General features: G+C 59.5%; 20 protein-coding genes. 7 read left to right on the top strand and 13 right to left on the bottom strand.

The genetic code is table 11. From position 1 onward, the window contains the following. Nucleotides 1-318: 318 nt before the first annotated feature. Complete coding sequence (locus LC059_RS11985) at nucleotides 319-849, top strand: GspH/FimT family pseudopilin (RefSeq protein WP_226704085.1); 531 nt, start codon at nucleotides 319-321, stop codon at nucleotides 847-849. Between the two features lie 10 nt (nucleotides 850-859). Here the strand turns inward: LC059_RS11985 and ispH are convergent, their stop codons facing one another. The 6 genes from ispH to murJ form a co-directional block, all read right to left on the bottom strand. Next, a complete protein-coding gene (gene ispH, locus LC059_RS11980) occupies nucleotides 860-1,795 on the bottom strand; it encodes a 4-hydroxy-3-methylbut-2-enyl diphosphate reductase (protein ID WP_226704084.1) in 936 nt (311 codons plus the stop codon). Between the two features lie 33 nt (nucleotides 1,796-1,828). After that, complete coding sequence (locus tag LC059_RS11975) at nucleotides 1,829-2,269, bottom strand: FKBP-type peptidyl-prolyl cis-trans isomerase (RefSeq protein ID WP_226704083.1); 441 nt, start codon at nucleotides 2,267-2,269, stop codon at nucleotides 1,829-1,831. 16 nt (nucleotides 2,270-2,285) lie between these two features. Continuing rightward, nucleotides 2,286-2,804: a signal peptidase II gene (lspA, locus tag LC059_RS11970; RefSeq protein ID WP_226704082.1), complete on the bottom strand. Its 519-nt coding sequence runs from the start codon at nucleotides 2,802-2,804 to the stop codon at nucleotides 2,286-2,288. Further along, nucleotides 2,797-5,601 carry an isoleucine--tRNA ligase gene (ileS, locus tag LC059_RS11965; RefSeq protein WP_226704081.1) on the bottom strand — a complete coding sequence of 935 codons (2,805 nt, stop codon included), beginning with the start codon at nucleotides 5,599-5,601 and terminating at the stop codon, nucleotides 2,797-2,799. The genes lspA and ileS overlap by 8 nt, the downstream gene beginning before the upstream one ends. Before the next feature lie 446 nt (nucleotides 5,602-6,047). Beyond that, the gene (gene ribF / locus LC059_RS11960) at nucleotides 6,048-7,025 is read right to left on the bottom strand and encodes a bifunctional riboflavin kinase/FAD synthetase (RefSeq protein ID WP_226704080.1); all 978 of its coding nucleotides are present in this window, start codon (nucleotides 7,023-7,025) and stop codon (nucleotides 6,048-6,050) included. An 85-nt stretch (nucleotides 7,026-7,110) separates the two neighbouring features. Next, nucleotides 7,111-8,739, bottom strand: coding sequence for a murein biosynthesis integral membrane protein MurJ (gene murJ / locus LC059_RS11955; protein WP_226704079.1), 1,629 nt, complete (start codon nucleotides 8,737-8,739; stop codon nucleotides 7,111-7,113). A 215-nt stretch (nucleotides 8,740-8,954) separates the two neighbouring features. Here murJ and LC059_RS11950 point away from each other — a divergent pair, with 215 nt between their 5' ends. The 5 genes from LC059_RS11950 (at nucleotide 8,955) to rpsT (ending at nucleotide 13,559) form a co-directional block, all read left to right on the top strand. After that, nucleotides 8,955-9,095 carry a hypothetical protein gene (locus tag LC059_RS11950; RefSeq protein WP_226704078.1) on the top strand — a complete coding sequence of 47 codons (141 nt, stop codon included), beginning with the start codon at nucleotides 8,955-8,957 and terminating at the stop codon, nucleotides 9,093-9,095. 234 nt (nucleotides 9,096-9,329) lie between these two features. Further along, complete coding sequence (locus LC059_RS11945; protein ID WP_226704077.1) at nucleotides 9,330-10,055, top strand: OmpA family protein; 726 nt, start codon at nucleotides 9,330-9,332, stop codon at nucleotides 10,053-10,055. 296 nt (nucleotides 10,056-10,351) lie between these two features. Beyond that, nucleotides 10,352-11,044, top strand: a complete 693-nt coding sequence (gene pdsR, locus LC059_RS11940; protein ID WP_226704076.1) for a proteobacterial dedicated sortase system response regulator — start codon at nucleotides 10,352-10,354, stop codon at nucleotides 11,042-11,044. Nucleotides 11,045-11,054: 10 nt separating this feature from the next. Further along, nucleotides 11,055-13,136 carry an ATP-binding protein gene (locus LC059_RS11935; RefSeq protein ID WP_226704075.1) on the top strand — a complete coding sequence of 694 codons (2,082 nt, stop codon included), beginning with the start codon at nucleotides 11,055-11,057 and terminating at the stop codon, nucleotides 13,134-13,136. Between the two features lie 156 nt (nucleotides 13,137-13,292). Continuing rightward, entirely contained in the window at nucleotides 13,293-13,559 is a 267-nt protein-coding gene (rpsT, locus tag LC059_RS11930) for a 30S ribosomal protein S20 (protein WP_226704074.1), read from the top strand. A gap of 86 nt (nucleotides 13,560-13,645) precedes the next feature. Here the strand turns inward: rpsT and proB are convergent, their stop codons facing one another. From proB to rplU, 4 genes are all read right to left on the bottom strand, one after another. Beyond that, nucleotides 13,646-14,782: a glutamate 5-kinase gene (proB, locus tag LC059_RS11925; protein WP_226704073.1), complete on the bottom strand. Its 1,137-nt coding sequence runs from the start codon at nucleotides 14,780-14,782 to the stop codon at nucleotides 13,646-13,648. Between the two features lie 72 nt (nucleotides 14,783-14,854). After that, the gene (gene cgtA, locus LC059_RS11920) at nucleotides 14,855-16,069 is read right to left on the bottom strand and encodes an Obg family GTPase CgtA (RefSeq protein WP_226704072.1); all 1,215 of its coding nucleotides are present in this window, start codon (nucleotides 16,067-16,069) and stop codon (nucleotides 14,855-14,857) included. Between the two features lie 102 nt (nucleotides 16,070-16,171). Next, nucleotides 16,172-16,429, bottom strand: coding sequence for a 50S ribosomal protein L27 (gene rpmA, locus LC059_RS11915; RefSeq protein WP_010132157.1), 258 nt, complete (start codon nucleotides 16,427-16,429; stop codon nucleotides 16,172-16,174). Nucleotides 16,430-16,460: 31 nt separating this feature from the next. After that, entirely contained in the window at nucleotides 16,461-16,772 is a 312-nt protein-coding gene (gene rplU, locus LC059_RS11910; protein ID WP_010132159.1) for a 50S ribosomal protein L21, read from the bottom strand. A 300-nt stretch (nucleotides 16,773-17,072) separates the two neighbouring features. Here rplU and ispB point away from each other — a divergent pair, with 300 nt between their 5' ends. Continuing rightward, nucleotides 17,073-18,035 carry an octaprenyl diphosphate synthase gene (ispB, locus tag LC059_RS11905; protein WP_226704071.1) on the top strand — a complete coding sequence of 321 codons (963 nt, stop codon included), beginning with the start codon at nucleotides 17,073-17,075 and terminating at the stop codon, nucleotides 18,033-18,035. 83 nt (nucleotides 18,036-18,118) lie between these two features. Here the strand turns inward: ispB and dnaJ are convergent, their stop codons facing one another. From dnaJ to grpE, 3 genes are all read right to left on the bottom strand, one after another. Next, a complete protein-coding gene (dnaJ, locus tag LC059_RS11900) occupies nucleotides 18,119-19,243 on the bottom strand; it encodes a molecular chaperone DnaJ (protein ID WP_226704070.1) in 1,125 nt (374 codons plus the stop codon). A 129-nt stretch (nucleotides 19,244-19,372) separates the two neighbouring features. Continuing rightward, nucleotides 19,373-21,304: a molecular chaperone DnaK gene (gene dnaK / locus LC059_RS11895; protein WP_226704069.1), complete on the bottom strand. Its 1,932-nt coding sequence runs from the start codon at nucleotides 21,302-21,304 to the stop codon at nucleotides 19,373-19,375. A 178-nt stretch (nucleotides 21,305-21,482) separates the two neighbouring features. Then, nucleotides 21,483-22,088, bottom strand: coding sequence for a nucleotide exchange factor GrpE (grpE, locus tag LC059_RS11890; RefSeq protein WP_226704068.1), 606 nt, complete (start codon nucleotides 22,086-22,088; stop codon nucleotides 21,483-21,485). Nucleotides 22,089-22,225: the final 137 nt, after the last annotated feature.

Below are 22,225 nucleotides of genomic sequence, written 5' to 3'. Positions count from 1 at the left end.
AAAACTCCCCTTCCTATAAACGGGACAATTTTTATATTTTTACCGGAAAAGTTCTGCGTAAAAGTACCACTCACGAGTCACTCACTTTTTGCACAACCTGGTACAGAAAGCGACCAAATACTGGCGCAGATTCCTCTTTGGACCAGTTTAACCCGATGAACCCGGTGGATATACAGCGACCCCGATGATAATTTTTTCGCACCCTACCATGTCGATCGCACAACGCAGACGCGCAGTCGACAAGCGGTATGATCAGGGGAGCAAACGGTTGCCAGGAAGGCAACCGATTAAAATTTACACACATTTCAGGGAAGAAAAGTGCACTCTCGAGGCCTCACGCTGCTTGAGCTACTGGTCACGCTCAGCATACTGGCGATTCTCGCTGCGGTCGGTATACCCAGCTTTACCAACCAGGTTGAATCCAGTCGCACCCGCACAGCCGCAGACCAGCTCTACCAGGCCATTCAGCTGACCAGGGCGAAAGCCGTCACCGTAAATCGGCGCGCGACCATTCGGCATCTAGGCAGCTGGAATACCGGCTGGGAAGTATTTCTTGATCGGGATTTTGACGGGGTGCGGGATTCAGGTGAAGAGCTGTTGTTTACTAGTGGCGCTGTAACCGGGGCCAGCATTTACGCCAACAACCCTCTCGCCAATTATGTATCTTTTGTTGGCAGTGGGGAGAGCCGGTTCGCCGGAAGCGCATCCGGTGGTGGCTTTCAGGCCGGCACCTTTACCGTATGCCCCACTGGCGGTGGAGAGGGCTTTCGGCTGGTGCTGGCCCGCAGCGGAAGAGTGCGGCACAGCCGTGCATCCTCCACCGACTGCCAGCAAGCGGCAGGCAACTAAGCGAGACGTATCAGGCCCGCAACTCTTTCGGCAGGCTGAAGCTGATGTTTTCCGGGGTGCCTACGATTTCGCTGGGAGCATCGGCACCGAGTTCGCGCAATTTCTGGATCACCTGTTCTACCAGCACTTCTGGTGCGGAAGCGCCAGCGGTGATTCCGATAGTGTTCTTGCCTTCGACCCAGCGCGCATCGATACACTCCGGGCCGTCGACCAGATAGGCTTCGGCTCCACAGCGCTCGGCCAGCTCTCGTAGTCGATTGGAATTTGAACTATTGGGGCTACCCACCACCAGTACCAGATCGCACTCCAGCGCCAGCTGCTTCACCGCATCCTGACGATTCTGGGTGGCGTAGCAGATATCGTCCTTGCGCGGGCCACGGATGTTGGGGAATTTGCTCCGCAGGGCATCAATCACCCGGGAAGTATCGTCTACAGACAGAGTCGTCTGGGTAACGAAAGTGAGATTATCCGGGTCCTCAACCTCCAGCTGCGCCACGTCCTGCTCGTCTTCCACCAGATAAATGGCACCGCCATTTCCGGTGTCGTACTGCCCCATGGTGCCCTCCACTTCCGGGTGGCCCTCGTGGCCGATCAGGATGCACTCGCTGCCGTCGCTGCTGAACTTGCTCACCTCCATGTGGACCTTGGTCACCAGCGGACAGGTAGCATCAAAAACTTTCAGCCCGCGGCTGGCCGCTTCCTGCTGCACCGCCTTGGACACGCCGTGGGCACTGAAGATGACAATCACATCGTCCGGCACTTCATCCAGCTCGTCGACAAATACCGCACCGCGCTCGCGCAGGCTATCCACTACGAATTTGTTGTGGACTACTTCATGGCGCACGTAGATGGGTGCACCGAACACATCGAGGGCACGGTTGACGATGTCGATAGCGCGATCAACACCGGCACAGAAACCGCGGGGATTGGCGAGGCGAATTTGCATCTTGCGTTGTCCTTGACCTTTCTAACCAAACAATTAGTTGACGGAGGCCACTTCGAGAATTTTCACGTGAAAGAATACGGTCTGGCCGGCGAGCGGGTGGTTGAAGTCCACTTCCACATCGTCTTCGCCAATTTCCCGGATCACGCCCGGCAGTTCGCCGTCGCCATTATCGAAGGAGACAACCAGCCCCTCCTCCAATTCCATGTCCGGTGAGAAATGCCCTTTCTTCACTTTCTGGATATTGGACGGGTTGCGCTGGCCGAAACCTGCCTCCGGGGGAATCTCAATTTCCGCCTCGTCGCCAGCCTTTAGGCCGAACAGGGCGTGTTCAAAACCGGGCAACAGGTTGCCGTCCCCCACCATAAACGTGGCCGGCTCGCCCTCAAAGTTGGAATCGATCTCGGAGCCATCGTCCAACTTGAGGGAGAAATGCAGGGTTACACGGCTGTGTTCGCCAATTACGTTATTACTCATAAACTGCTCTGAATTCTTACACTTCTGCGCCGTTCTTGCCGGGCTCTTCGCTTTTGTCTTTGAAAAACAACAGCTCGATAACCAGCATGGCGGCACCGACGGAGATGGCCATGTCCGCGACATTGAATACCGGGAAGTGCCAGCTGCCGTAATAAACGGAAATAAAATCGCGCACGTAGCCCAGTACCATACGATCCCACAAGTTGCCGAGGGCACCGCCTAGAATCAGCCCCAGGGCGATCGGTTCCCAGCGTTTTTCTACCGGCAGTCGCTTGATCCAGACAACGACCACGCCACTGAAAATCACCGCAACGGCACCAAAGAACCAGCGCTGCCAACCGCCGGCATCGGCGAGAAAGCTGAATGCCGCACCGTAGTTCTCCGCATAGGTAAACTGCAGGAGACCGGGGATAATCTGCAGCGCCGGGCCGTACATAAAGCGCTCTACCGCCCACACCTTGGTGGCGATGTCGATAACGATCACTACCAGCGCCAGCAGGTACCAGCGCCAGGGGGAAGAGAGAACTCTAGGCATAGTGGCGCACCTCACCCTTGCCGCTCACATTCTCCACGCAGCGGCCACACAGTTCCGGGTGCTCGCTGTTACTGCCCACATCTTCACGGTAGTGCCAGCAGCGACCGCACTTGGGCGCATCCACCTTGTGAACGGCGACACGCAGACCCGCCAGCTCGGTTTCTTCGGCGCCGGCGGCGTCAGAAATTGGCTGCACAGAGGTCGATGAGCAAATCAGCACGAAGCGCAGCTCGTCTTTCAGTAAATCGAGTTTCTGCTGCAGTGCCGGGTCCGCAAACAGGGTGACGGACGCCTGCAGAGAGCCGCCGATATTGCCGGCACCGCGCTGCTCCTCAAGCACCTTGTTCACTGCCGTTTTCACATCAGCGATGGCATCCCAGAATTCGCCATCCATTTCCGCGTTTTGCGGCAGTTCCGGGAATTCGTGCCACTCCGCCAGCATCACACTGTCTTCGCTGTTGCCCGGTACAAACTGCCACAGTTCTTCCGCAGTAAAGCTCAGGATCGGCGCAACCCAGCGCACGAAGGCCTGCATAATGTGGTACAGCGCAGTCTGTGCAGAGCGACGCGCAACGCTGTCTTCCTGGGTGGTGTACTGACGATCCTTGATGATATCCAGGTAGAAACCACCCATTTCCACTACACAGAAGTTGTGCAGCTTCTGGTAAATCTGGTGGAACTGGTAGCGGTCGTAAGCCCCGACAATTTCTTCCTGCAGCTTCGCAGCCTGCTCCAGCGCCCAACGGTCCAGTGCCAGCAGTTCATCTGTCGGCAACAGGTCTGTTTGCGGGTCGAAGCCGGCCAGGTTGGACAGGAAGAAGCGCGCGGTGTTGCGCAGGCGGCGATAGGAATCCGCCGTGCGCTTAAGGATTTCGTCGGAAACCCCCATCTCGCCACTGAAATCGGTCGCAGCCACCCACAGGCGCAGCACATCCGCACCCATCTTGTTGATCACGTCCTGCGGTGCCACTACGTTGCCGATGGACTTGGACATCTTGCGGCCCTGCGCGTCCACAGTGAAACCGTGGGTCAGTACCTGCTTATAAGGTGCACAGTCGTTGATAGCGATAGAAGTCTTCAGGGACGACTGGAACCAGCCGCGGTGCTGGTCAGATCCTTCCAGGTACAGATCCGCCGGGAAGCGCAGTCCTTCACGGCGATTCAGTACCGCGTAGTGGGTCACACCGGAGTCGAACCACACATCCAGGGTGTCGGTGACCTTCTGGTAGTTATCCGCATCGTCGCCCAGCAGCTCTTTGGCATCCAGCTCGAACCAGACGTCCATGCCGCCCTGCTCGACTTTCTGCGCGACCTTTTCCATCAGCGCAGGGGTATCCGGATGAATTTCATGGGTCTCTTTATGTACAAACAGCGCGATAGGAACGCCCCAAGTGCGCTGACGGGAGATACACCAGTCCGGGCTGGCGTCGAGCATGGAATCAATGCGCGCCTTGCCCCAGCCGGGAATCCACTGCACTTCATCCGCCGCTTTCTGCGCATGCTCGAGCAGGTCGTTCTGTTGCATGCTCACGAACCACTGCGGAGTCGCGCGATAAATCAGCGGGGTTTTGGTGCGCCAGCAGTGCGGGTAGCTGTGTACCAGCTTGTCCTCAAACAGCAGTACGTCTTTTTCTTTCAATAGCTCGACAATCTTGCCGTCCACCTTGTACACGTGCTCACCGGCGAACAGCGGTACCGCATCGCGGAAGAGACCATTGTCATCGACGTAGTTCAGGGTCTCGATGCCGTAGCGCTTACCCACATTGAAGTCATCCGGGCCATGATCCGGCGCGGTGTGGACGCAGCCGGTACCGGCGTCGGTGGTGACGTGGTCGCCGAGGATGATCGGCAGCTGCTTGTCATAGAAAGGATGGTTGACCTTCAGGTGCTCAAGTGCGGCGCCCTGAATCCGACCTACCACTTCACCGCTCACGCCAGCGGCTTCCAGCACGGCATCTTTCAATTCTGCAGCAACCAGCAAACGCTCGTCGCCCACCTGCACTACTACGTATTCGAGATCCGCGTTGACAGAAACCGCCTGGGAGGACGGCAGGGTCCAGGGAGTAGTCGTCCAGATCACGACGGAAAGTTTGCCATCACCGGCATGACCACCCGCGGCATCGGCGATTGCCAGCGCGGTTTCTTCTGTGGCCGGGTATTTCACGTAGATAGAGAAGGAGGTTTTATCCTGGTACTCCACTTCCGCTTCCGCCAGCGCGGAACCGCCCACCACACTCCAGTAAACCGGTTTGAAGCCGCGGGACAGGTGGCCATTTTTCACCACACCGCCGAGGGCGCGGATGATGTCTGCCTCGAACTGGAAGTCCATGGTGCGGTAGGGGTTGTCCCACTCGCCGTATACGCCGAGACGGATAAAGTCTTTCTTCTGACCTTCTACCTGCTTGGCGGCGTACTCGCGGCATTTCTGACGGAAGGTTTTGTGATCCACCTTGACGCCGGCTTTGCCGACTTTCTGCTCGACCTTGTGTTCGATGGGCAGACCGTGGCAGTCCCAGCCGGGCACGTAGGGAGCGTCGAAGCCGCTAAGGGTTTTCGACTTGACGATGATGTCTTTCAGGATCTTGTTAACCGAATGCCCGATGTGAATATCGCCGTTGGCGTAGGGAGGGCCATCGTGCAGGATAAATTGTTCACGACCGGCACGGGCTTCACGAATCTTTTCGTAAAGCTTGCCTTCCTGCCATTTTTTCAGAATCTCCGGCTCCCGGTTGGGCAGGTTGCCACGCATGGGAAAGTCGGTCTGGGGAAGATTCAGGGTCGCTTTGTAATCGGTCATTGGCTATCTACTTCGGTTGTAGCTCAGAAATTTTCACTAATATGATCTGCGTTTCGCGCTTTCTCGAAGCTCCCGAGCTTACGGAGCACGAAACTAAAAATTGAAGCGGGAGTAATGGGGATCAGGTTTCAAAACCGTCGGTGACAGGGACGTCACCGCCGGAGCGTACATGGATGTACTCGCAGCGATTTTGAAACCTGATACCCATTGCTTCCGCGCCACCGGACTCGAACCAGAGTTCTGATCCCGGGTTTCGGGGCCCCACTTAACCAAGGGCTGTGGCAACAGACCACCGGGTACAGGTTTTCAGGATCGCTATGAACCCATCCCTGGGCGCTGCGGCGGCGACGTCCTGTCGCCGACGCTCCTGAAAACCTGTACCCGGCGGTCTGTCTTCGCATCTGAACTTTCGGCGCTGTCAGATACGAAAAGGTAGTTCCTGTTACTCAAGCAAGTTTGCGATTCGCAAACCAGACTTTCGCGTTTTCGATATCGTCGGCGATTTTCTGCTTGAGTATTTCCAGAGACTCAAACTTTTCTTCATCGCGCAATTTATGGCAGAAGGTAACCGCGATTTCGCGGCCGTACAGGTCGCCGCTGAAATCGAACAGGTGCACTTCCAGCAGTGGCTTTGCACCTTCGCCCTCTACCGTTGGGCGGAAGCCAACATTGGCAACGCCGGCGACTTCCATACAGCTGCCACTCATTGGACTGCCGTTTGTGCGCTTGGCAGTGACGGTGTACACCCCCACCAACGGCGAACGGTAGCGGTGTAACCGCACATTCGCCGTAGGAGCGCCCAGCTGCCGGCCCAAGGCGCGGCCGCGGGCTACCAGGCCGGTGATTCTGTAGGGTTTGCCCAACAGCTGCTCGGCCAATTCAAAATCTGCATTCTGCAGCGCTTCGCGGATACGCGTGCTGCTTACCCGCTCACCCGCTATTTCCAGGGTCGCGGTGTCTTCAACACTGAAACCAGCATTGGCCCCTGCTTTTTGCAATAACCCGTAATCGCCGCTGCGATCACAGCCGAAACGGAAGTCATCACCCACTACAAGGTGGCGCACGCCGAGGCCCTCGACCAGCACCTGCTGGATAAATGCATCGGCACTCAGGCTGCGCAGGCGCTCGTTAAACTGCAGGCAAAGCACCCGGTCTACGCCGGCATCGAACAGCGCCAGCACCTTCTCTTTAAAGCGCATCAACCGCGCTGGCGCTTTCTCGCCCGAGAAATACTCGTGGGGCTGGGGCTCGAAGACTATCGCTACCGAGGGCAGTTTGTGTTCCGCCGCCCGCGCCCGCAACTGGGTAATGATGGCCTGGTGGCCCAGGTGTACACCGTCGAATGAACCGATGGTGGCCACACAGCCCTGGTGGCGCGGCCGCAGGTTGTGCAGCCCGCGAATCAGCTCCCGTTGCTCGGTCACAGTGCTTCAACCACCTTTCGTCGCCATTGCAAAATCAAGCGGCGCAGTATACCGGATTTCCATGGCTTCTGGGCACCGTCGGAGGTCATGAAGCGGCGCGAAAATGTCGCGGCCGCAGGCCACTTGCCAGCAGGATAAGGCCATAGGTGGCACCACCGACGGCTACCAGGGCGCCCATGCGCCAGGCGCGCTCCCACCAGGCCCACTCGTTCCAGGCGGGCCAGTAGTGGAGTATGGAAAGCAAAACGGCCGCCATAGCCAAATTCGCCAGCAGCAGGCGCACCAAGTAACCCCGCCAGCCGGGCTCCGGCGCGTAGACGCCGCCCTGACGCAAACCACGATATAACAGGAAGGCGTTGATCGCCGCCTGTCCGGCAGTGGCCGCAGCCAGTCCCATGTGGCCGAGCTGGAAATACATATGCAACGGGACCACAAACAGCAGGCTAAGCACCATTTTCGAGGCGATGGCAATCAGTCCGAATTTTACCGGGGTGGCCGTGTCCTGACGGGCGAAGTAGCCGGGTGCCAGCACCTTGATCAGCATGAAAGAAAGAAGGCCGAAGGTATACGCACGCAATGACCAGGCAGCCATGGTCATATCCCGTGGGGTCATGTTGCCGTACTGGAACAGCACGGTGAGCAGGGGCTCGGCCAACACAAACAGCGCAACCGCGGCGGGCAGTGCGATCAGGGTGACGCTGCGCAAGGCCCAATCGATGGTGTGACGGAATTTTACCGGATCTCCGCCGGCGTGCTGACGGGACAGGTTCGGCAGGATTACCGTGGCCACAGCAACCCCAAACACCCCCAGCGGAAGCTCGACCAGACGATCGGAGAAATAAAGCCAGGTCACCGACCCCGTGGGCAGGAAAGATGCCAACACTGTGTCCAGCACCAGGCTGATCTGGGTCACGGATACGCCAAAAATGGCCGGCGCCATCAGGCGCAGAATCTTGCGCACCCCTGGGTATTGCCAGTCCCACTTCGGGCGCGGTAACAACCCCTGGTGCATCAGGAATGGTATCTGGAACAGCAGCTGCACGACGCCTGCGACCAGCACCCCCCAGGCGAGCGCCATCACCTGTGGCTCAAACCAGCCGGCGGCTACCGTGGCCGCGGCAATCAACACCAGATTCAGGAGAACCGGCGTCAGCGCCGGAATCGCGAAGCGGTCGAAGCTATTGAGGATGGCCCCCGCAAAGCCGGTCAGCGAAATCAGCATCAGATAAGGAAAGGTGATGCGCAGCATTTCGGTGGCCATGGCGAATTTCTGTGGCTCGTTGCCGCCCCACCACCAGCCGAAGGCAAAAATGCCGGCAACCAACGGCGCGCACAACACACCGAACAGGGTCACCAGTAACAGAGTGCCACCCAGGGCGCCGGCCACTCGGTCATTCAGCTCTCGGACCGCGGCAAGACCACCATTCTGTCGATATTCGGCCAGCACCGGAACGAACGCCTGGGCAAAAGCGCCTTCGGCGAATAGCCGGCGGAAGAAATTGGGGATTTTGAACGCCACAAAGAAGGCGTCCGCCGCGTCACTGGCACCGGTCAGTCGCGCAAATACCACGTCCCGTGCCAACCCCATCACTCGCGACAACAATGTGGCACCACCGACCACGGATGTTCCGCGCAATAGCCCCCGTTGCGGGCTATCTTTCTGGGCCTGCGGAGTCTGATCCTTTGAATCCTGTTCGGGCGAAGATGCTGCCACGTCGCGATTTCCTAGTTATTCGTTCCCAGTTCCTGGTAACCGATAGCCGATTTGTGGCCGGCAAGTCTACCGCAATCCACTTTCCCGGCCACCTTCACCGGGAAACCTCCCGATATTTTGCGAACCGCGAACCTACGGTTGGCGCACAGGGGAACTATACTCAATTTGAGCAGTTGGCGAGCCACAGGGAGTGGTGGCAACAGAGGAGAAACGGAATGACCATCAACGCATTGATCATTGCTCTGATTCTGGCGGTGCTTCTGTACGCCGCGGTCGCTCTGGGCCCACGCCCTCAGAGGATTCGGGTGCGTATCGACCAGCCCCGGGATCAGCGCTACCGGCGCCGCCAGCAGTGACGTCTGCCCCTGAGCGCGAAACGAGGTCCAGGTACTTTTGGCGGCTTGGCTCAGGGGTTGAACCACGTCACGGGGCAAGCTGCCACATTTCGCCATAATTGCTGCGGAATTTGCCCTACGGGCGCCATGCCAGTGCCTCCTTGCAGGAGTTAAATGACTCTCAACCGAAGCGGGAAACCTACCCGGTCGGATCCAAAGAGCAGTCATTTCAATCCAATCGCAAGGAACACGATCATGAAAAAGATGTTGATGGCAGTAACCCTGAGCAGCATGGCCCTGAGCGGTCTGACCCAGAATGCAACCGCTTCCGCTGAAGCCGCCACTGACACCGAGAAAGAATTACAGGGCTCAGCCCTGACTCCGGCCAAGCAGGCCACTGTATTTACAGGCGCTGCAGTAACGGGCGCCGCCGTAGGTGGACCGGTTGGCTTTATTGCCGGCGCCCTCGGTGGAGCCTGGCTGGGCGAACAGATCAAGCAAGCAGAAGAGGCAGACATGCTCGCAACTCAACTGACCGAAAGCCGCACCGAACTGGGCAACCTCGCACAACAGCTGGATGCGGCGCGACTGTCCGCCAACGACGCCCGTGAACTGGCACTGGAAAGCCTCGAGTTCCAGATGCTGTTCACCACCGGCGACGACGAGCTCCAGGAAGCCCAGGAGCGTCAGGTAGCCGCCATGGCCGACTTCCTTAACCGCCACCCACAGCTGCAAGTTCACCTTGAGGGGCACTCCGACCCCCGCGGCAGCGACGGTTACAACAATGTTCTCTCTGACCAGCGTGCGCTCAGCGTACAACGCGCCCTGGAAGCCTACGGCGTAGCGCCGGAGCGCATCGAGCGCCGCGCCCTGGGTGCCAGCAAGTCCAAGGCCCGCAAAGGGGATCTGGACGGCTACGCCCTGGAGCGCCGGGTAGACATCCACTTCGGCATGCCCGAAGCGGTTGCCGGCTCCTTCTAACAGCGGCCCCTTCTTTTACACCACCGTTTAATCCACCGGTTATCGCTCTGCAAAAGCGACAGCCGGTGGCGCTCCCGAGCAACCTCAAGTGCAACCCTGTAAGCTGTAACCTTGCGCGCAGCCAGCCTGTCTGCGCGCTTTTTTGCACTTGTCGATCACTTACCTTTGCCTATAGCCCTACTGTTCGGGCATGATTTTCCGCACTAACCAATACCCGCGCATGCCAGTAAGCGGTTTAAAGACCGTCGGAACCTTCGCGAACAGCACCCAAAAAAGCCGCAAGATAAGAACAGCCCATGAGCAGCCCCACCATTGCCATCGTTGAAGACGAGATCGCCATTGCCGAGAACTACCGCGATGCCCTCCGCCGCACCGGCTACCAGGTCAATCTCTACCACACGCGTCCGGATGCACTGGCCGCCTTCCAGCAGCGCCTGCCAGACCTGGCGGTAATCGATGTCGGTCTTGGCGCGGAAATCGAGGGTGGTTTCGACCTTTGCCGGGAGCTGCGCGCCATGGCGCCGACCCTGCCGATCCTGTTTCTCACCGCGCGGGACTCGGAGCTGGACATCATCTCCGGCCTGCGCCTGGGCGCCGACGACTACCTCACCAAAGACATCTCCCTGCCCCATATGCAGGCGCGCATCAGCGCCCTGTTGCGGCGGGTCAGCGTCATGCAGTCCCAGAGCGATGAGGGAGAAATCCTGACCCAGGGCGACCTGACCCTGGACGTCTCGCGCCTGCACTGCCATTGGAAGGGGGAACCGGTAGACCTGACGGTGACGGAATTCTGGATTGTGCACGCCCTGGCCAAACGCCCGGGCCATGTAAAATCCCGCAGCCAGTTGATGGAGGCTGCGCGAGTGGTGCTGGATGACAACACCATCACCTCACATGTGAAGCGTATCCGGCGCAAGTTTCAGGCCATCGACAGTAGCTTCGACGCCATCGGCACTGCCTATGGCATGGGCTACCGCTGGCAGGTTTAACACGCCAATTATGAATCTGCGACGTCAACTGGTCCTGTTGAGCCTCTGCACCTTGGCACTTCCCTGGGCGGGCTGCCAATACCTGCGCCAGGTAGACAAGGCCCTGAGCCAGGGGCAGATACAGACCCTGGAGGCCACCGGCAACGCCATTGCCGCGCGCCTTGCCAGCGCACCGGAACTGGTCGCGCCGGATCCTCGCCGCACAGGTCGCCCGCCGGGCGCACAGTTGTACCTCAACCCACTGTCCCAGGCACCCACTCTGGACGGCTACGGTGAAGAGTGGCGCGCGCTCAACCTGCGCCCCCGACAGCTACCGGACCAGAATGACGAGGCATTTGCACGGGTTACCCTGGGCAAACACAGCGACCGGGTGTACCTGTTGCTGACTACTGAAGACCGCAGCCCCAGTTACCACGACCCTCGCAGCAGCAGCCTTTCCAGCGGTGACACCGTGGAGATCTACACCGCGCGACAGCACTACACCCTGCCCGTCGCCAGTCAGGGACCGGTGCGCGCGCTCTACTACAACGCACGGCGCGGCGACTACGAGCGCGAACTGCGCCTGCGCGGGCGCTGGACCGCTTCCCCCCGCGGTTATCAGATGGAACTCTCAATCCCTTTCGCCCTCACCGGTGGCGAGCTCGCCATCCGCGTGCTCGACCGCACCCGGAGCGACGGCGATACCCCTGCGCGCTTCGCCTCAACCTTGCCGGCGGATGGCCGTCCCGGCGCCCTGGTAGAACCCCTACCTGCCCTTCAGCAGGAGCTGGAACACTTCGCGCGACCTGAGCTGCAATTGACGGTGGTGGATCAGGAGGGGTTTGTATTGGCGCGCTCTGGAGACGTTTCGGGAAGCGGCAGCGGTAGCAACAGTGAGGGCGACATTGAGAGCGCCCCGCTGGAGGATGGCCGCTGGATTCGCGACTGGTTCTACCGCCAGGTGCTGGCCACCGATCAATTGCCCCCCCTGCCCGAAGGCGAATATCCGAACACCCTTACGGAAAACAAGGAAACCGCCTCGCAGTGGTTCAGCGCGCCTGCAGGTTCGCAGCGCACCGCAGGGGACCAGCGTATTGGCGCCGTAAGCGTTCCGGTGGTTACCCGCGCAGACGACATTATCGAGCGCCCGCTGCTGGGCCGGGTGATTGCCGCCCAGTCGGCAAGCGCACTACAGTCACTCACAGAGTCGGCCGCCCGCCGCCTGTGGCTGACCACCGCCGGCGCCGCCGGCCTGGTTCTGCTGTTACTACTGGGGTACGCGAGCTGGCTGTCCTGGCGCATCCGCCGCTTGCATCGCGCCGCGCGCAACGCCGTGGATGCCAGCGGCCGCCTGCGCGGCGATTTCCCACGCCCCTACTTAAACGACGAGCTCGGCGCCCTGAACCGGGCTTTCGCCAGCCTGCTGGCCGAGCTGGACCACTACCACCAGTATCTGCGCAGCCTGGCGAGCAAGCTTTCCCATGAGCTGCGCACCCCGCTGGCAGTTGTGCGCTCGTCCCTGGACAACCTCGCTGCCGGGGAGCTGGATGAGGACAGCCGGCGCTACGCCGAGCGCGCCGCGGACGGCGGCGCCCGGCTCTCATCCATACTCAACGCCCTGTCCGCCGCCAACCACCTGGAAGCCAGCATCAGCCAGGCGGACAAGGAGACCTTCGATCTCGCGGACCTGTTGCAGCTTCTTACCCAAAGCTATGCCGACGCCCACCCGCAACACCGCTTTGACCTGCAATGCCCGCAGCCCCCCCAGCACTATTGCGGAGCGCCCGAGCTACTGGCGCAATTGCTGGACAAGCTGGTGGACAACGCGGTGAGCTTCGCCCCTGAAAACAGCGAGATCGACCTGGCGCTCGATGTGCATCGCCAGGAATACCATGTAAGCGTGCGCAACGAGGGGCCGCTGCTGCCGGAGGGCTTCGGCCAGAAGCTGTTCGACTCCCTGGTTTCGGTGCGCGACGACGGCGGCAAGGCGGGCCACCTGGGACTGGGACTGCATATCGCACGCCTGATTGCGGACTTCCATCAGGGCACCCTGGAAGCCACCAATCGGGACGACGGGAAAGGGGTGGTCTTCACCCTGCGACTGCCGACCTGATCCCCACCCGAGCATACGGTTTCACAAGGAATCCCCCCGGTCACAAACTGCCCGCCACAGCGGTTGACAAACAACCAATGCTGGGGATAATGTCGCGTCCCAAACGGGCCCCCGGCCCGATGTTCGAGTTTTACAGATTCCAGACAGGAGCAACCGGTGGCCAATTCACCTCAAGCGAAGAAACGCGCGCGCCAGAACGAAAAGCGCCGCAATCACAACGCCAGCCTGCGCTCCATGGTGCGCACCTACATCAAAAAGGTAGTTGCAGCCATCGATGCAGGTGATGCAGAAAAAGCCAAGACCGCTTACGCGGAAGCTGTGCCGGTTATCGACCGCATGGCCGACAAAGGCATTATTCACAAGAACAAGGCTGCTCGTCATAAGAGCCGCCTGAATGCCCAGATCAAAGCACTGGCTGCCTGATTTTCAGCAAGCCCGCTTTCTGAGCAATAAAAAACCCCGCAAAAGCGGGGTTTTTTATTGCCTGAAACTTGTGAACACAGAACCCTTTACAGCAGGATCAAATTGTCTCGGTGGATCAACTCGTCGTCATCGCGGTAGCCGAGCAGGTCGACGATACGATCGGAAGGCTGGCCACAGATTTTCTGCGCTTCGCCACTGTCGTAATTCACCAACCCCCTGGCCACTTCCACGCCCACCTCGTTGACACAGCTCACCAGTTCACCGCGGTGGAAGCGCCCCTCGACACCCACCACACCCACCGGCAGCAGGCTTTTACCCTGATTGCACAGCGCGCGCGCGGCGCCAGCGTCCAACTGCAACTTTCCACGCACCTGTAACTGGCCTGCCAGCCAACGCTTGCGGGCGGTCAGTGGATCCGCCTCCGGTAACAGCAGCGTGCCCAGCTCCTCGCCAGATACCACACGCTCGATTACTGAATCGCTGGCGCCACCCACAATCACCGTTCTCGCCCCGGAGCGCGCCGCCAGCTGTGCCGCGCGCACCTTGGTGGCCATGCCACCGCGGCCGAGGCCGCTACGGGAATCCCCTGCCATTTCCACCAATCGCGGATCTGTGGCAACCGCCTCACGCACCAGCTCGGCAGCGGGATTGTCGCGGGGGTCCTCGGTAAACAGGCCGTCAGCATCTGTCAGGATCAACAGCACATCCGCCTCCACCAGGTTCGCCACCAGCGCACCCAGGGTATCGTTATCGCCAAAACGAATCTCGTCAGTCACTACCGTATCGTTTTCATTGATGATGGGTACCGCCCCCAGGGACAGCAGTGTCCTGATGGTACTGCGCGCATTGAGGTAGCGGGTGCGATTGGAAAGGTCGTCATGATCCAGCAGGATCTGCGCGGTGCGGCAGTCGTACTGACCGAAAGCGTGCTCATACACCTGAACCAGGTGACTCTGACCTACGGCGGCGGCCGCCTGCAATTGATGGATGGACTCCGGGCGCTTGCGCCAGCCGAGGCGATCCATCCCGGCAGCTACCGCACCAGAGGACACCAGCAGCACCTCGATACCCTGGCGGCGCAGGGCGCTGATCTGACCGGCCCAGTTGTAGATGGCCGCGCGGTTAACGCCGCGACCATTGTCGGTAAGCAGTGCACTGCCGATTTTGATAACCCAGCGCTTGCTGGCGGAAAGCTGTTGGCGCGACGACGAGATGGAATCCATTTCTTCCTCTATCAGGACGCGCCCCCACAGGAAAACCTTCAAGCAGGATATATCGCTGAAGGGGCGGATAACTCAGGGACGATATTCTACATCGACGTCGTAGTCATCGTCGTCCCAATCTTCGTCATCTTCATCAACTTCGCCGGATTCTTTCGCAGCCTTGCGCTTGGCCCGCTGCGTATCACGCAACTCCTCGATGCGCTCACGCGCCTCGCGTTGCATTTGCCGCTGCGCTTCCTGCTCCGCTTCGAACAATTCGCCATCACGTTCTTCCCGCTCCTTGAGCTCCTCCAGGAAGTCCATCAGCTGACCGGACAGCACATCAGTGCCCTCACCGCGAATGGCGGCAACGCGGAACACCGGCCCCTGCCAGCCCAGCGCATTGACCACGGACTGACAACGCTCTTCCAGCTCATCCGCCGGCACCAGGTCGGTCTTGTTCAGCACCAGCCAGCGCTCACGCCCGGCCAGTGTCGGACTGAAACTTTCCAGCTCGCGCTCAATGGCCAGCGCATTCTGCGCGGGGTCGGAGCCGTCAAACGGCGCCAGGTCGACCAGGTGCAGCAGCACGCGGCAGCGCGTCAGGTGCTTGAGGAAACGGATACCGAGACCGGCACCCTCGGCCGCCCCTTCGATCAGGCCCGGAATATCGGCAATCACAAAGCTGCGGTACTTCTGCACCTTCACCACACCAAGATTCGGCACCAGTGTGGTAAACGGGTAATTGGCCACTTTCGGCTTGGCCGCGGACACTGCACGAATAAACGTGGACTTGCCCGCATTGGGCAGACCCAGCATGCCCACATCCGCCAGCACCTTCAGCTCCAGCTTGATGTTGCGGCGCTCGCCCTCACTGCCCGGCGAGGTCTGCCGCGGAGCGCGGTTGGTGCTGGACTTGAAGCGGGTATTGCCAAGCCCGTGCCAGCCGCCCTGGGCCACCAGCAGCTTTTCACCAGGCTCCAGCAGGTCACCGAGGGTCTCACCGGTGTCCACATCGATAGCGGTGGTACCCACAGGCACCTTGAGCTCCAGGCTCTCACCCTTGGCGCCGGTACAATTGCGACCGCGCCCGGCCTCGCCGTTCTGGGCCTGATAGTTGGGCTGGTACCGGTAGTCCACCAGGGTATTCAGTGACTCATCGGCCACCAGATAGACCGAACCACCGTCGCCGCCGTCACCACCGTCCGGGCCACCCTTGGCGACGAATTTCTCGCGCCGGAAGCTCAGACACCCGTTACCGCCGTTGCCGGCCTGCACCGTAATCGGCGCTTCATCTACAAATTTCATGACTCTACTTACCGGGTAATCCGGTCTTCAGTGTAATTTGCGGCAGATCAATACAAAAAAGCCCCGCAATTGCGGGGCTCTTCGATCGGGCGTTATGACCGCTTAGGCTGTTTCGATGGAAACAAACTTGCGGTTGTTGGCGCCTTTCACCTCAAACTTCACTACGCCATCAGCGGTAGCGAACAGGGTGTGATCTTTGCCCATACCAACGTTTACGCCAGCGTGGAACTTGGTGCCACGTTGACGAACGATGATGCTGCCTGCGGAAACCGCTTGGCCGCCAAAGCGCTTAACGCCCAGGCGTTTACTCTCGGAATCGCGACCGTTGCGCGTACTACCGCCAGCTTTCTTGTGTGCCATGAGTAGTTACTCCTCTTCTATGACCTGGTGATTAGCCTTTGATGCCAGTGATTTTAACTTCGGTGTACCACTGACGGTGGCCTTGACGCTTCATGGAGTGCTTACGACGACGGAACTTGATGATCCGTACTTTTTCGCCGCGGCCGTGGCTCAGCACTTCTGCAGTCACCTTGGCACCTTCCACTACCGGCGCACCGATGTTGATGGTGTCACCGTTCACTACCATCAGAACCTTGTCGAAATCGACAGATTCGCCAGTAGCAACTTCAATTTTTTCCAGGCGCAGAACTTCGCCTTCTTCTACACGGTGCTGTTTACCACCGCTTTCAATAACAGCGTACATATTTCTATGCTCCAACAAAATGGACGACACGAAGCAGCGGCGGGATCACAAAGGTGAAAAGTGACCGGTTAGCCAGCATTTTGGGAGCTTGCGCCGTTGATGATTGATACTTCTTTCCCAACTCACAAGCCTGCCACAGGGCTGACCCGGTTCGAGCGGGGCGCAGATTCTAATCAATTCGCACGATTGATACAATAGTGCACTTTTCCGGCAGACTGCCTTTCCGCCCGGGGCCAAAACAGCTAGGCTTGCCGCCGTAAACCGACCAGACAAAGAAAGATAGAAGTATAAGGACCCTGCATGTTGCCCTTTCATCAGGTAGCCGCGGACGACTTCGCCGCCGTCAACCAACACATTCTCGACCAACTGCACTCTGATGTCCCCCTGGTGGAGAACATCGGTCACTATCTGGTCGAAGCAGGCGGCAAGCGCCTCCGCCCCCTGCTGGTGCTGCTGTGCAGCCGTGCAGCTGGCTACCGTGGCGCAGAGCATATCGGCCTCGCCACCATCATTGAATTCATCCACACCGCGACCCTGCTGCATGACGACGTGGTGGACACCTCTGACATGCGCCGCGGCCGCCTCACCGCCAATGCCCAGTGGGGCAATGCGCCAGCGGTGCTGGTGGGCGACTTCCTGTACTCCCGCGCCTTCCAGATGATGGTTGCTCTAAAGGACATGGACATAATGTCCATTCTCTCCGACACCACCAACACGATCGCCGAGGGCGAAGTACAGCAGTTGGTGAACGCGGGCGACCCAGCTGTCACCGAAGCCAACTACCTGAGCGTAATCCACAAAAAGACCGGCGCCCTGTTCGAGGCAGCCTGTGAGACCGCCGCGGTACTGGCCGGTTGCAGTGCGGACGAGCGCGAATCCCTCAAGCTATACGGCCGCCACCTGGGCTCCGCCTTCCAGCTGGTAGACGATGCCCTGGATTACCGCGGCAACTCGGAAGAGCTGGGCAAGAATGTGGGCGACGACCTGGCCGAGGGAAAACCCACCCTGCCACTGATCTACGCCATGGCCAACGGCACTGCCGAGCAGGCGGCACTGGTGCGCGAGGCAATCGAGCAGAAATCGGCCGACAAGCTGGAGCAGATTGTCACCGCCATCGAAGCCTGCGGCGCACTGGACTACACCTTTGAACGCGCCCGCGCCGAGGTGGACCTGGCCCTGGAAAAGCTTGAGTTCCTGCCCCAGGGAGAGCACAAAACCGCCCTGCAACAGCTGGCCCGCTTCGCCATAGAAAGAACTGTCTGAACAAACACTCAGGCAATAAAAAACCCGGCAGATTCACCGGGTTTTTTATTTTACGACTTTGGTAATTTCCGTGACGCTCGCGCTTAGAGCTTCATATCCCCAAAGAAGTTTTTCACCCCTTCAAACCAACCGGTCTGGCGCGGTGAGTTTTTCTTTTCACTCAGGGTGCCAGAAAACTCTTCCAGCAGCTCTTTCTGCTTGGTCGACAGATTCACCGGGGTTTCCACCACCACGCGACACAGCAGGTCGCCGGGCGCACCGCCGCGTACCGGGGTTACCCCCTTGCCACGCAGACGGAACAGTTTACCGGTCTGGCTTTCTGCCGGAATCTTGAGTTTGACCTTGCCATCCAGGGTCGGCACTTCCATCTCGCCGCCGAGGGCCGCAGTGACGAAGCTGATCGGCACTTCGCAATACAGGTTCTTGCCGTCGCGCTGGAACAGTTCGTGCTCGCGCACCATCACCTGCACATACAGGTCGCCCGCGGGGCCGCCGTCCGGTCCGGCCTCACCTTCGCCGGCGAGGCGGATGCGATCACCGGTATCCACACCAGGTGGCACCTTCACGGACAGGGTCTTGGTCTCTTCCACCCGGCCGCGACCGTGACAGCTGCCACAGGGGTCGCTGATTACACTACCGCGTCCGCGACAGTTGGGGCAGGTCTGTTGCACAGAGAAGAAGCCCTGCTGCATACGCACCTGACCGGCGCCACCACAGGTACCACAGGTCTGGGGCTGGGAGCCGGCCTTGGCACCGGAGCCGTGGCAGGTGCCACAGTTGGCTAGGGTGGGCACCTTGATCTTGACGGTGGTGCCGCGCACCGCGTCTTCCAAGTCCAGGTCCAGGTCGTAGCGCAGGTCGGAACCGCGCTGCGGGCCACGGCGGCCGCCACCGGCGCCACCACCAAAGATATCGCCAAACACATCACCGAAGATGTCGGAGAAGCCACCGAAGCCGCCGGCACCGGCGCCGCCCGCCTGACCGTCAACGCCGGCGTGGCCGAACTGGTCGTAGGCCGCTTTCTTCTGCGGGTCGGACAGGACTTCGTAGGCCTCGTTGGCCTCTTTGAATTTGTTCTCCGCCTCTTTGTCGTCTGGGTTGCGGTCCGGGTGATATTTCATCGCCACCCGGCGATAGGCTTTTTTCAGCTCTTTTTCGTCCGCGCCTTTGCTGACACCGAGGACTTCGTAGTAATCGCGTTTGGACATAGCTCTGTGTGTTCTATTTAAACTGAAGAAGGCGCGAGAGCTCCGCTGAACCCCCGCGCCTTTTTATTACCCATTTTTGTAGGAGCCTGCTTGCAGGCTCCTACATCAGAGGGCTAGGACAAGTTGGGATTACTTGTCTTCTTTCTTGTCGTCTTTGACTTCTTCGAACTCAGCGTCCACTGCATCGTCACCGCCGGACTGGGCCTGCTCGGCCTGTTCCGCGGCCGCTTCGCCGGCCTGCGCCTGCTCTGCGTACATCTTCTGGGCTACCGGGCCAGAGGCTTCGGTGAGCTTGGTGGTAGCAGCTTCCATGGCAGCCTTGTCGTTGCCCTTCACCGCTTCCTCGGCTTCCGCCAGTGCGGCGTCGATTGCGGCTTTCTCGTCCGCAGTCGCCTTGTCACCGGCTTCTTCCAGGGTCTTGCGGGTGGCTGAGATCAGGCCGTCGAGGGTGTTGCGGGTAGTCACCAGCTCCTCGAACTGCTTGTCCGCTTCGGCGTTGGCCTCGGCGTCCTGCACCATTTTTTCGATCTCGTCATCGGACAGGCCGGAAGAGGCCTTGATCACAATGGACTGCTCCTTGCCGGTCGCCTTGTCTTTGGCGTGCACGTGCAGGATGCCGTTGGCATCGATATCGAAGGTCACTTCGATCTGCGGCATGCCGCGCGGTGCCGGCGGGATGTCGGCCAGGTCAAAACGACCCAGGGACTTGTTCTGCGCCGCCTGCTTGCGCTCACCCTGTACCACGTGAATGGTCACGGCAGTCTGGTTGTCATCGGCAGTGGAGAACACCTGGGACTTCTTGGTCGGGATGGTGGTGTTCTTGTCGATCAGCGGAGTCGCAACACCACCCATGGTTTCGATACCCAGGGTCAACGGAGTTACGTCCAGCAGCAGTACGTCTTTCACGTCACCGCCCAGAACCGCGCCCTGGATCGCCGCACCAACGGCTACCGCTTCATCCGGGTTTACGTCTTTGCGGGGCTCTTTGCCGAAGAATTCGGTTACCTTGGACTGCACCAGCGGCATACGGGTCTGACCGCCCACCAGAATCACTTCGTCGATGCTGGAAGCAGACATGTCTGCGTCGGCCAAGGCAGTTTTTACCGGCTCCAGGGAGCGGGTTACCAGTTCTTCTACCAGGCTTTCCAGCTTGGCACGGGTCAGTTTTACAACCAGGTGCTTGGGACCGGTGGCATCTGCGGTGATGTACGGCAGGTTCACTTCGGTCTGCTGGCTGGAGGACAGCTCGATCTTGGCCTTTTCGGCAGCTTCTTTCAGACGCTGCATGGCCAGGGGGTCGCCCTTCAGGTCGATGCTCTGTTCTTTCTTGAACTGCTCGGCCAGGTAATCGATCAGGCGCAGGTCGAAGTCTTCACCACCGAGGAAGGTGTCACCGTTGGTGGACAGCACTTCAAACTGCATCTCGCCGTCAACGTCAGCAATCTCGATGATGGAGATATCGAAGGTACCACCACCCAGGTCGTACACCGCGATGGTGCGGTCGCCGCCCTTCTTGTCGAGGCCGTAGGCCAGCGCAGCCGCAGTCGGCTCATTGATAATGCGCTTAACATCGAGACCCGCAATACGGCCAGCGTCTTTGGTCGCCTGGCGCTGGGAGTCGTTGAAGTAGGCCGGCACGGTGATTACCGCTGCGTCTACTTTCTCACCGAGGAAGTCTTCCGCGGTTTTCTTCATTTTCTTCAGCACTTCGGCAGAGATCTGCGGCGGTGCTTTCTTGTCGCCCTTCACCTCTACCCAGGCGTCGCCGTTTTCGGCTTCAACGATGGAGTAAGGCACCATTTTGATGTCTTTCTGCACAACGTCGTCTTTGAATTTGCGGCCGATCAGGCGCTTCACCGCGAACAGGGTGTTGGTGGGGTTGGTCACCGCCTGACGCTTGGCAGACTGGCCTACCAGCACTTCGTTGTCGTCGGTGAATGCAACGATGGAAGGCGTAGTGCGATCGCCTTCGGCGTTTTCAATAACGCGGGCCTTGTCGCCGTCGAGTACCGCTACACAGCTGTTAGTGGTACCCAGGTCGATGCCGATGATTTTTCCCATGGATCTGATTCCTCACTTTTCGGCGCACGCCCGCTCTATGCCTGGCGCTACGCGGTTTAATTCGGTTGCTGCTTATATTGGTGCCGCCGTTCACATTTCAAGGGCGACTCTTAAATTCGACGGCACATGGATGTGCCGCTCGCGAAACAGAGCCACGCACTGATCGCGGAAAACTGAACTAGGGCGCTTTGCTGACCACGACCATTGCCGGGCGTACCAGACGACCATTCAGGCGATAGCCTTTCTGGAAGACGTCGAGCACGGTATTCGGCTCCACATCCGGATTGGGCACCTGGGTCATTGCCTGGTGCAGTTCCGGGTCGAAAGGCTCGCCCGCCGGGTCAATTACTTCGACTCCGGACTTGGTCAGGGTGTCGATAAAAGACTTCTGAGTCAGCTCAATGCCTTCCACTACCGCTTTCTGCGCTTCGTCACCACTGTCGATGGTCGAGAGCGCACGCTCCAGGTTATCCACAACCGGCAGCAGATCCTTGATTAGCTTCTCCACACCAAACTTGTGCGCCTTCTCCACATCCTGCTGGGCGCGGCGACGGGCATTCTGCACCTCAGCCTGGGCGCGCAGCACCATGTCTTTGTGCTCTGCCAGCTGCTGATGCAGGGAGCCGATCTCCTCGACCAGTGCACTTTCCCCACCAGCATGCTCATGGTCGGCGGCCAGCTCTTCCGCGAGAGCCTCCTCGGCGGCCTGCTGCTCATCCACGCTGGGTTGCTCAATTTCGGCCTTTTCGCCGGTTTGATCTTCTTCGCTGCGCTCTTTGGCCACTGCTTTCTCCGTCTGTGTCCGTCGGTCTACTGCCAATTGGTCAAATCGATAATTGAAACGATGTTTAAACAAAGTTCCCCGCGGTAATCTGTGCAGTTACCGGGGATGCAGGGCTATATGGGGGCTGCACCAGTCAC

Source organism: Microbulbifer elongatus, from assembly GCF_020524885.1.
In the GTDB taxonomy this organism is placed as follows: Bacteria; Pseudomonadota; Gammaproteobacteria; order Pseudomonadales; family Cellvibrionaceae; genus Microbulbifer; species Microbulbifer elongatus_A.
The sequence above is the reverse complement of the archived record's forward strand: the minus strand, read 5'-3'. Positions and strand labels throughout refer to the sequence as shown.

Excerpts from the sequence above, each read along its gene's own strand:
- rplU (WP_010132159.1), bottom strand. The coding sequence starts at position 16,772 with ATGTACGCTGTTATTGAAAGCGGTGGTAAACAGCACCGTGTAGAAGAA.
- ispH (WP_226704084.1), bottom strand. The coding sequence starts at position 1,795 with ATGCAAATTCGCCTCGCCAATCCCCGCGGTTTCTGTGCCGGTGTTGAT.
- LC059_RS11975 (WP_226704083.1), bottom strand. The coding sequence starts at position 2,269 with ATGAGTAATAACGTAATTGGCGAACACAGCCGTGTAACCCTGCATTTC.
- dnaK (WP_226704069.1), bottom strand. The coding sequence starts at position 21,304 with ATGGGAAAAATCATCGGCATCGACCTGGGTACCACTAACAGCTGTGTA.
- lspA (WP_226704082.1), bottom strand. The coding sequence starts at position 2,804 with ATGCCTAGAGTTCTCTCTTCCCCCTGGCGCTGGTACCTGCTGGCGCTG.
- LC059_RS11935 (WP_226704075.1), top strand. The coding sequence starts at position 11,055 with ATGAATCTGCGACGTCAACTGGTCCTGTTGAGCCTCTGCACCTTGGCA.
- rpmA (WP_010132157.1), bottom strand. The coding sequence starts at position 16,429 with ATGGCACACAAGAAAGCTGGCGGTAGTACGCGCAACGGTCGCGATTCC.
- LC059_RS11950 (WP_226704078.1), top strand. The coding sequence starts at position 8,955 with ATGACCATCAACGCATTGATCATTGCTCTGATTCTGGCGGTGCTTCTG.
- proB (WP_226704073.1), bottom strand. The coding sequence starts at position 14,782 with ATGGATTCCATCTCGTCGTCGCGCCAACAGCTTTCCGCCAGCAAGCGC.
- LC059_RS11945 (WP_226704077.1), top strand. The coding sequence starts at position 9,330 with ATGAAAAAGATGTTGATGGCAGTAACCCTGAGCAGCATGGCCCTGAGC.
- cgtA (WP_226704072.1), bottom strand. The coding sequence starts at position 16,069 with ATGAAATTTGTAGATGAAGCGCCGATTACGGTGCAGGCCGGCAACGGC.
- pdsR (WP_226704076.1), top strand. The coding sequence starts at position 10,352 with ATGAGCAGCCCCACCATTGCCATCGTTGAAGACGAGATCGCCATTGCC.
- dnaJ (WP_226704070.1), bottom strand. The coding sequence starts at position 19,243 with ATGTCCAAACGCGATTACTACGAAGTCCTCGGTGTCAGCAAAGGCGCG.
- ileS (WP_226704081.1), bottom strand. The coding sequence starts at position 5,601 with ATGACCGATTACAAAGCGACCCTGAATCTTCCCCAGACCGACTTTCCC.
- ispB (WP_226704071.1), top strand. The coding sequence starts at position 17,073 with ATGTTGCCCTTTCATCAGGTAGCCGCGGACGACTTCGCCGCCGTCAAC.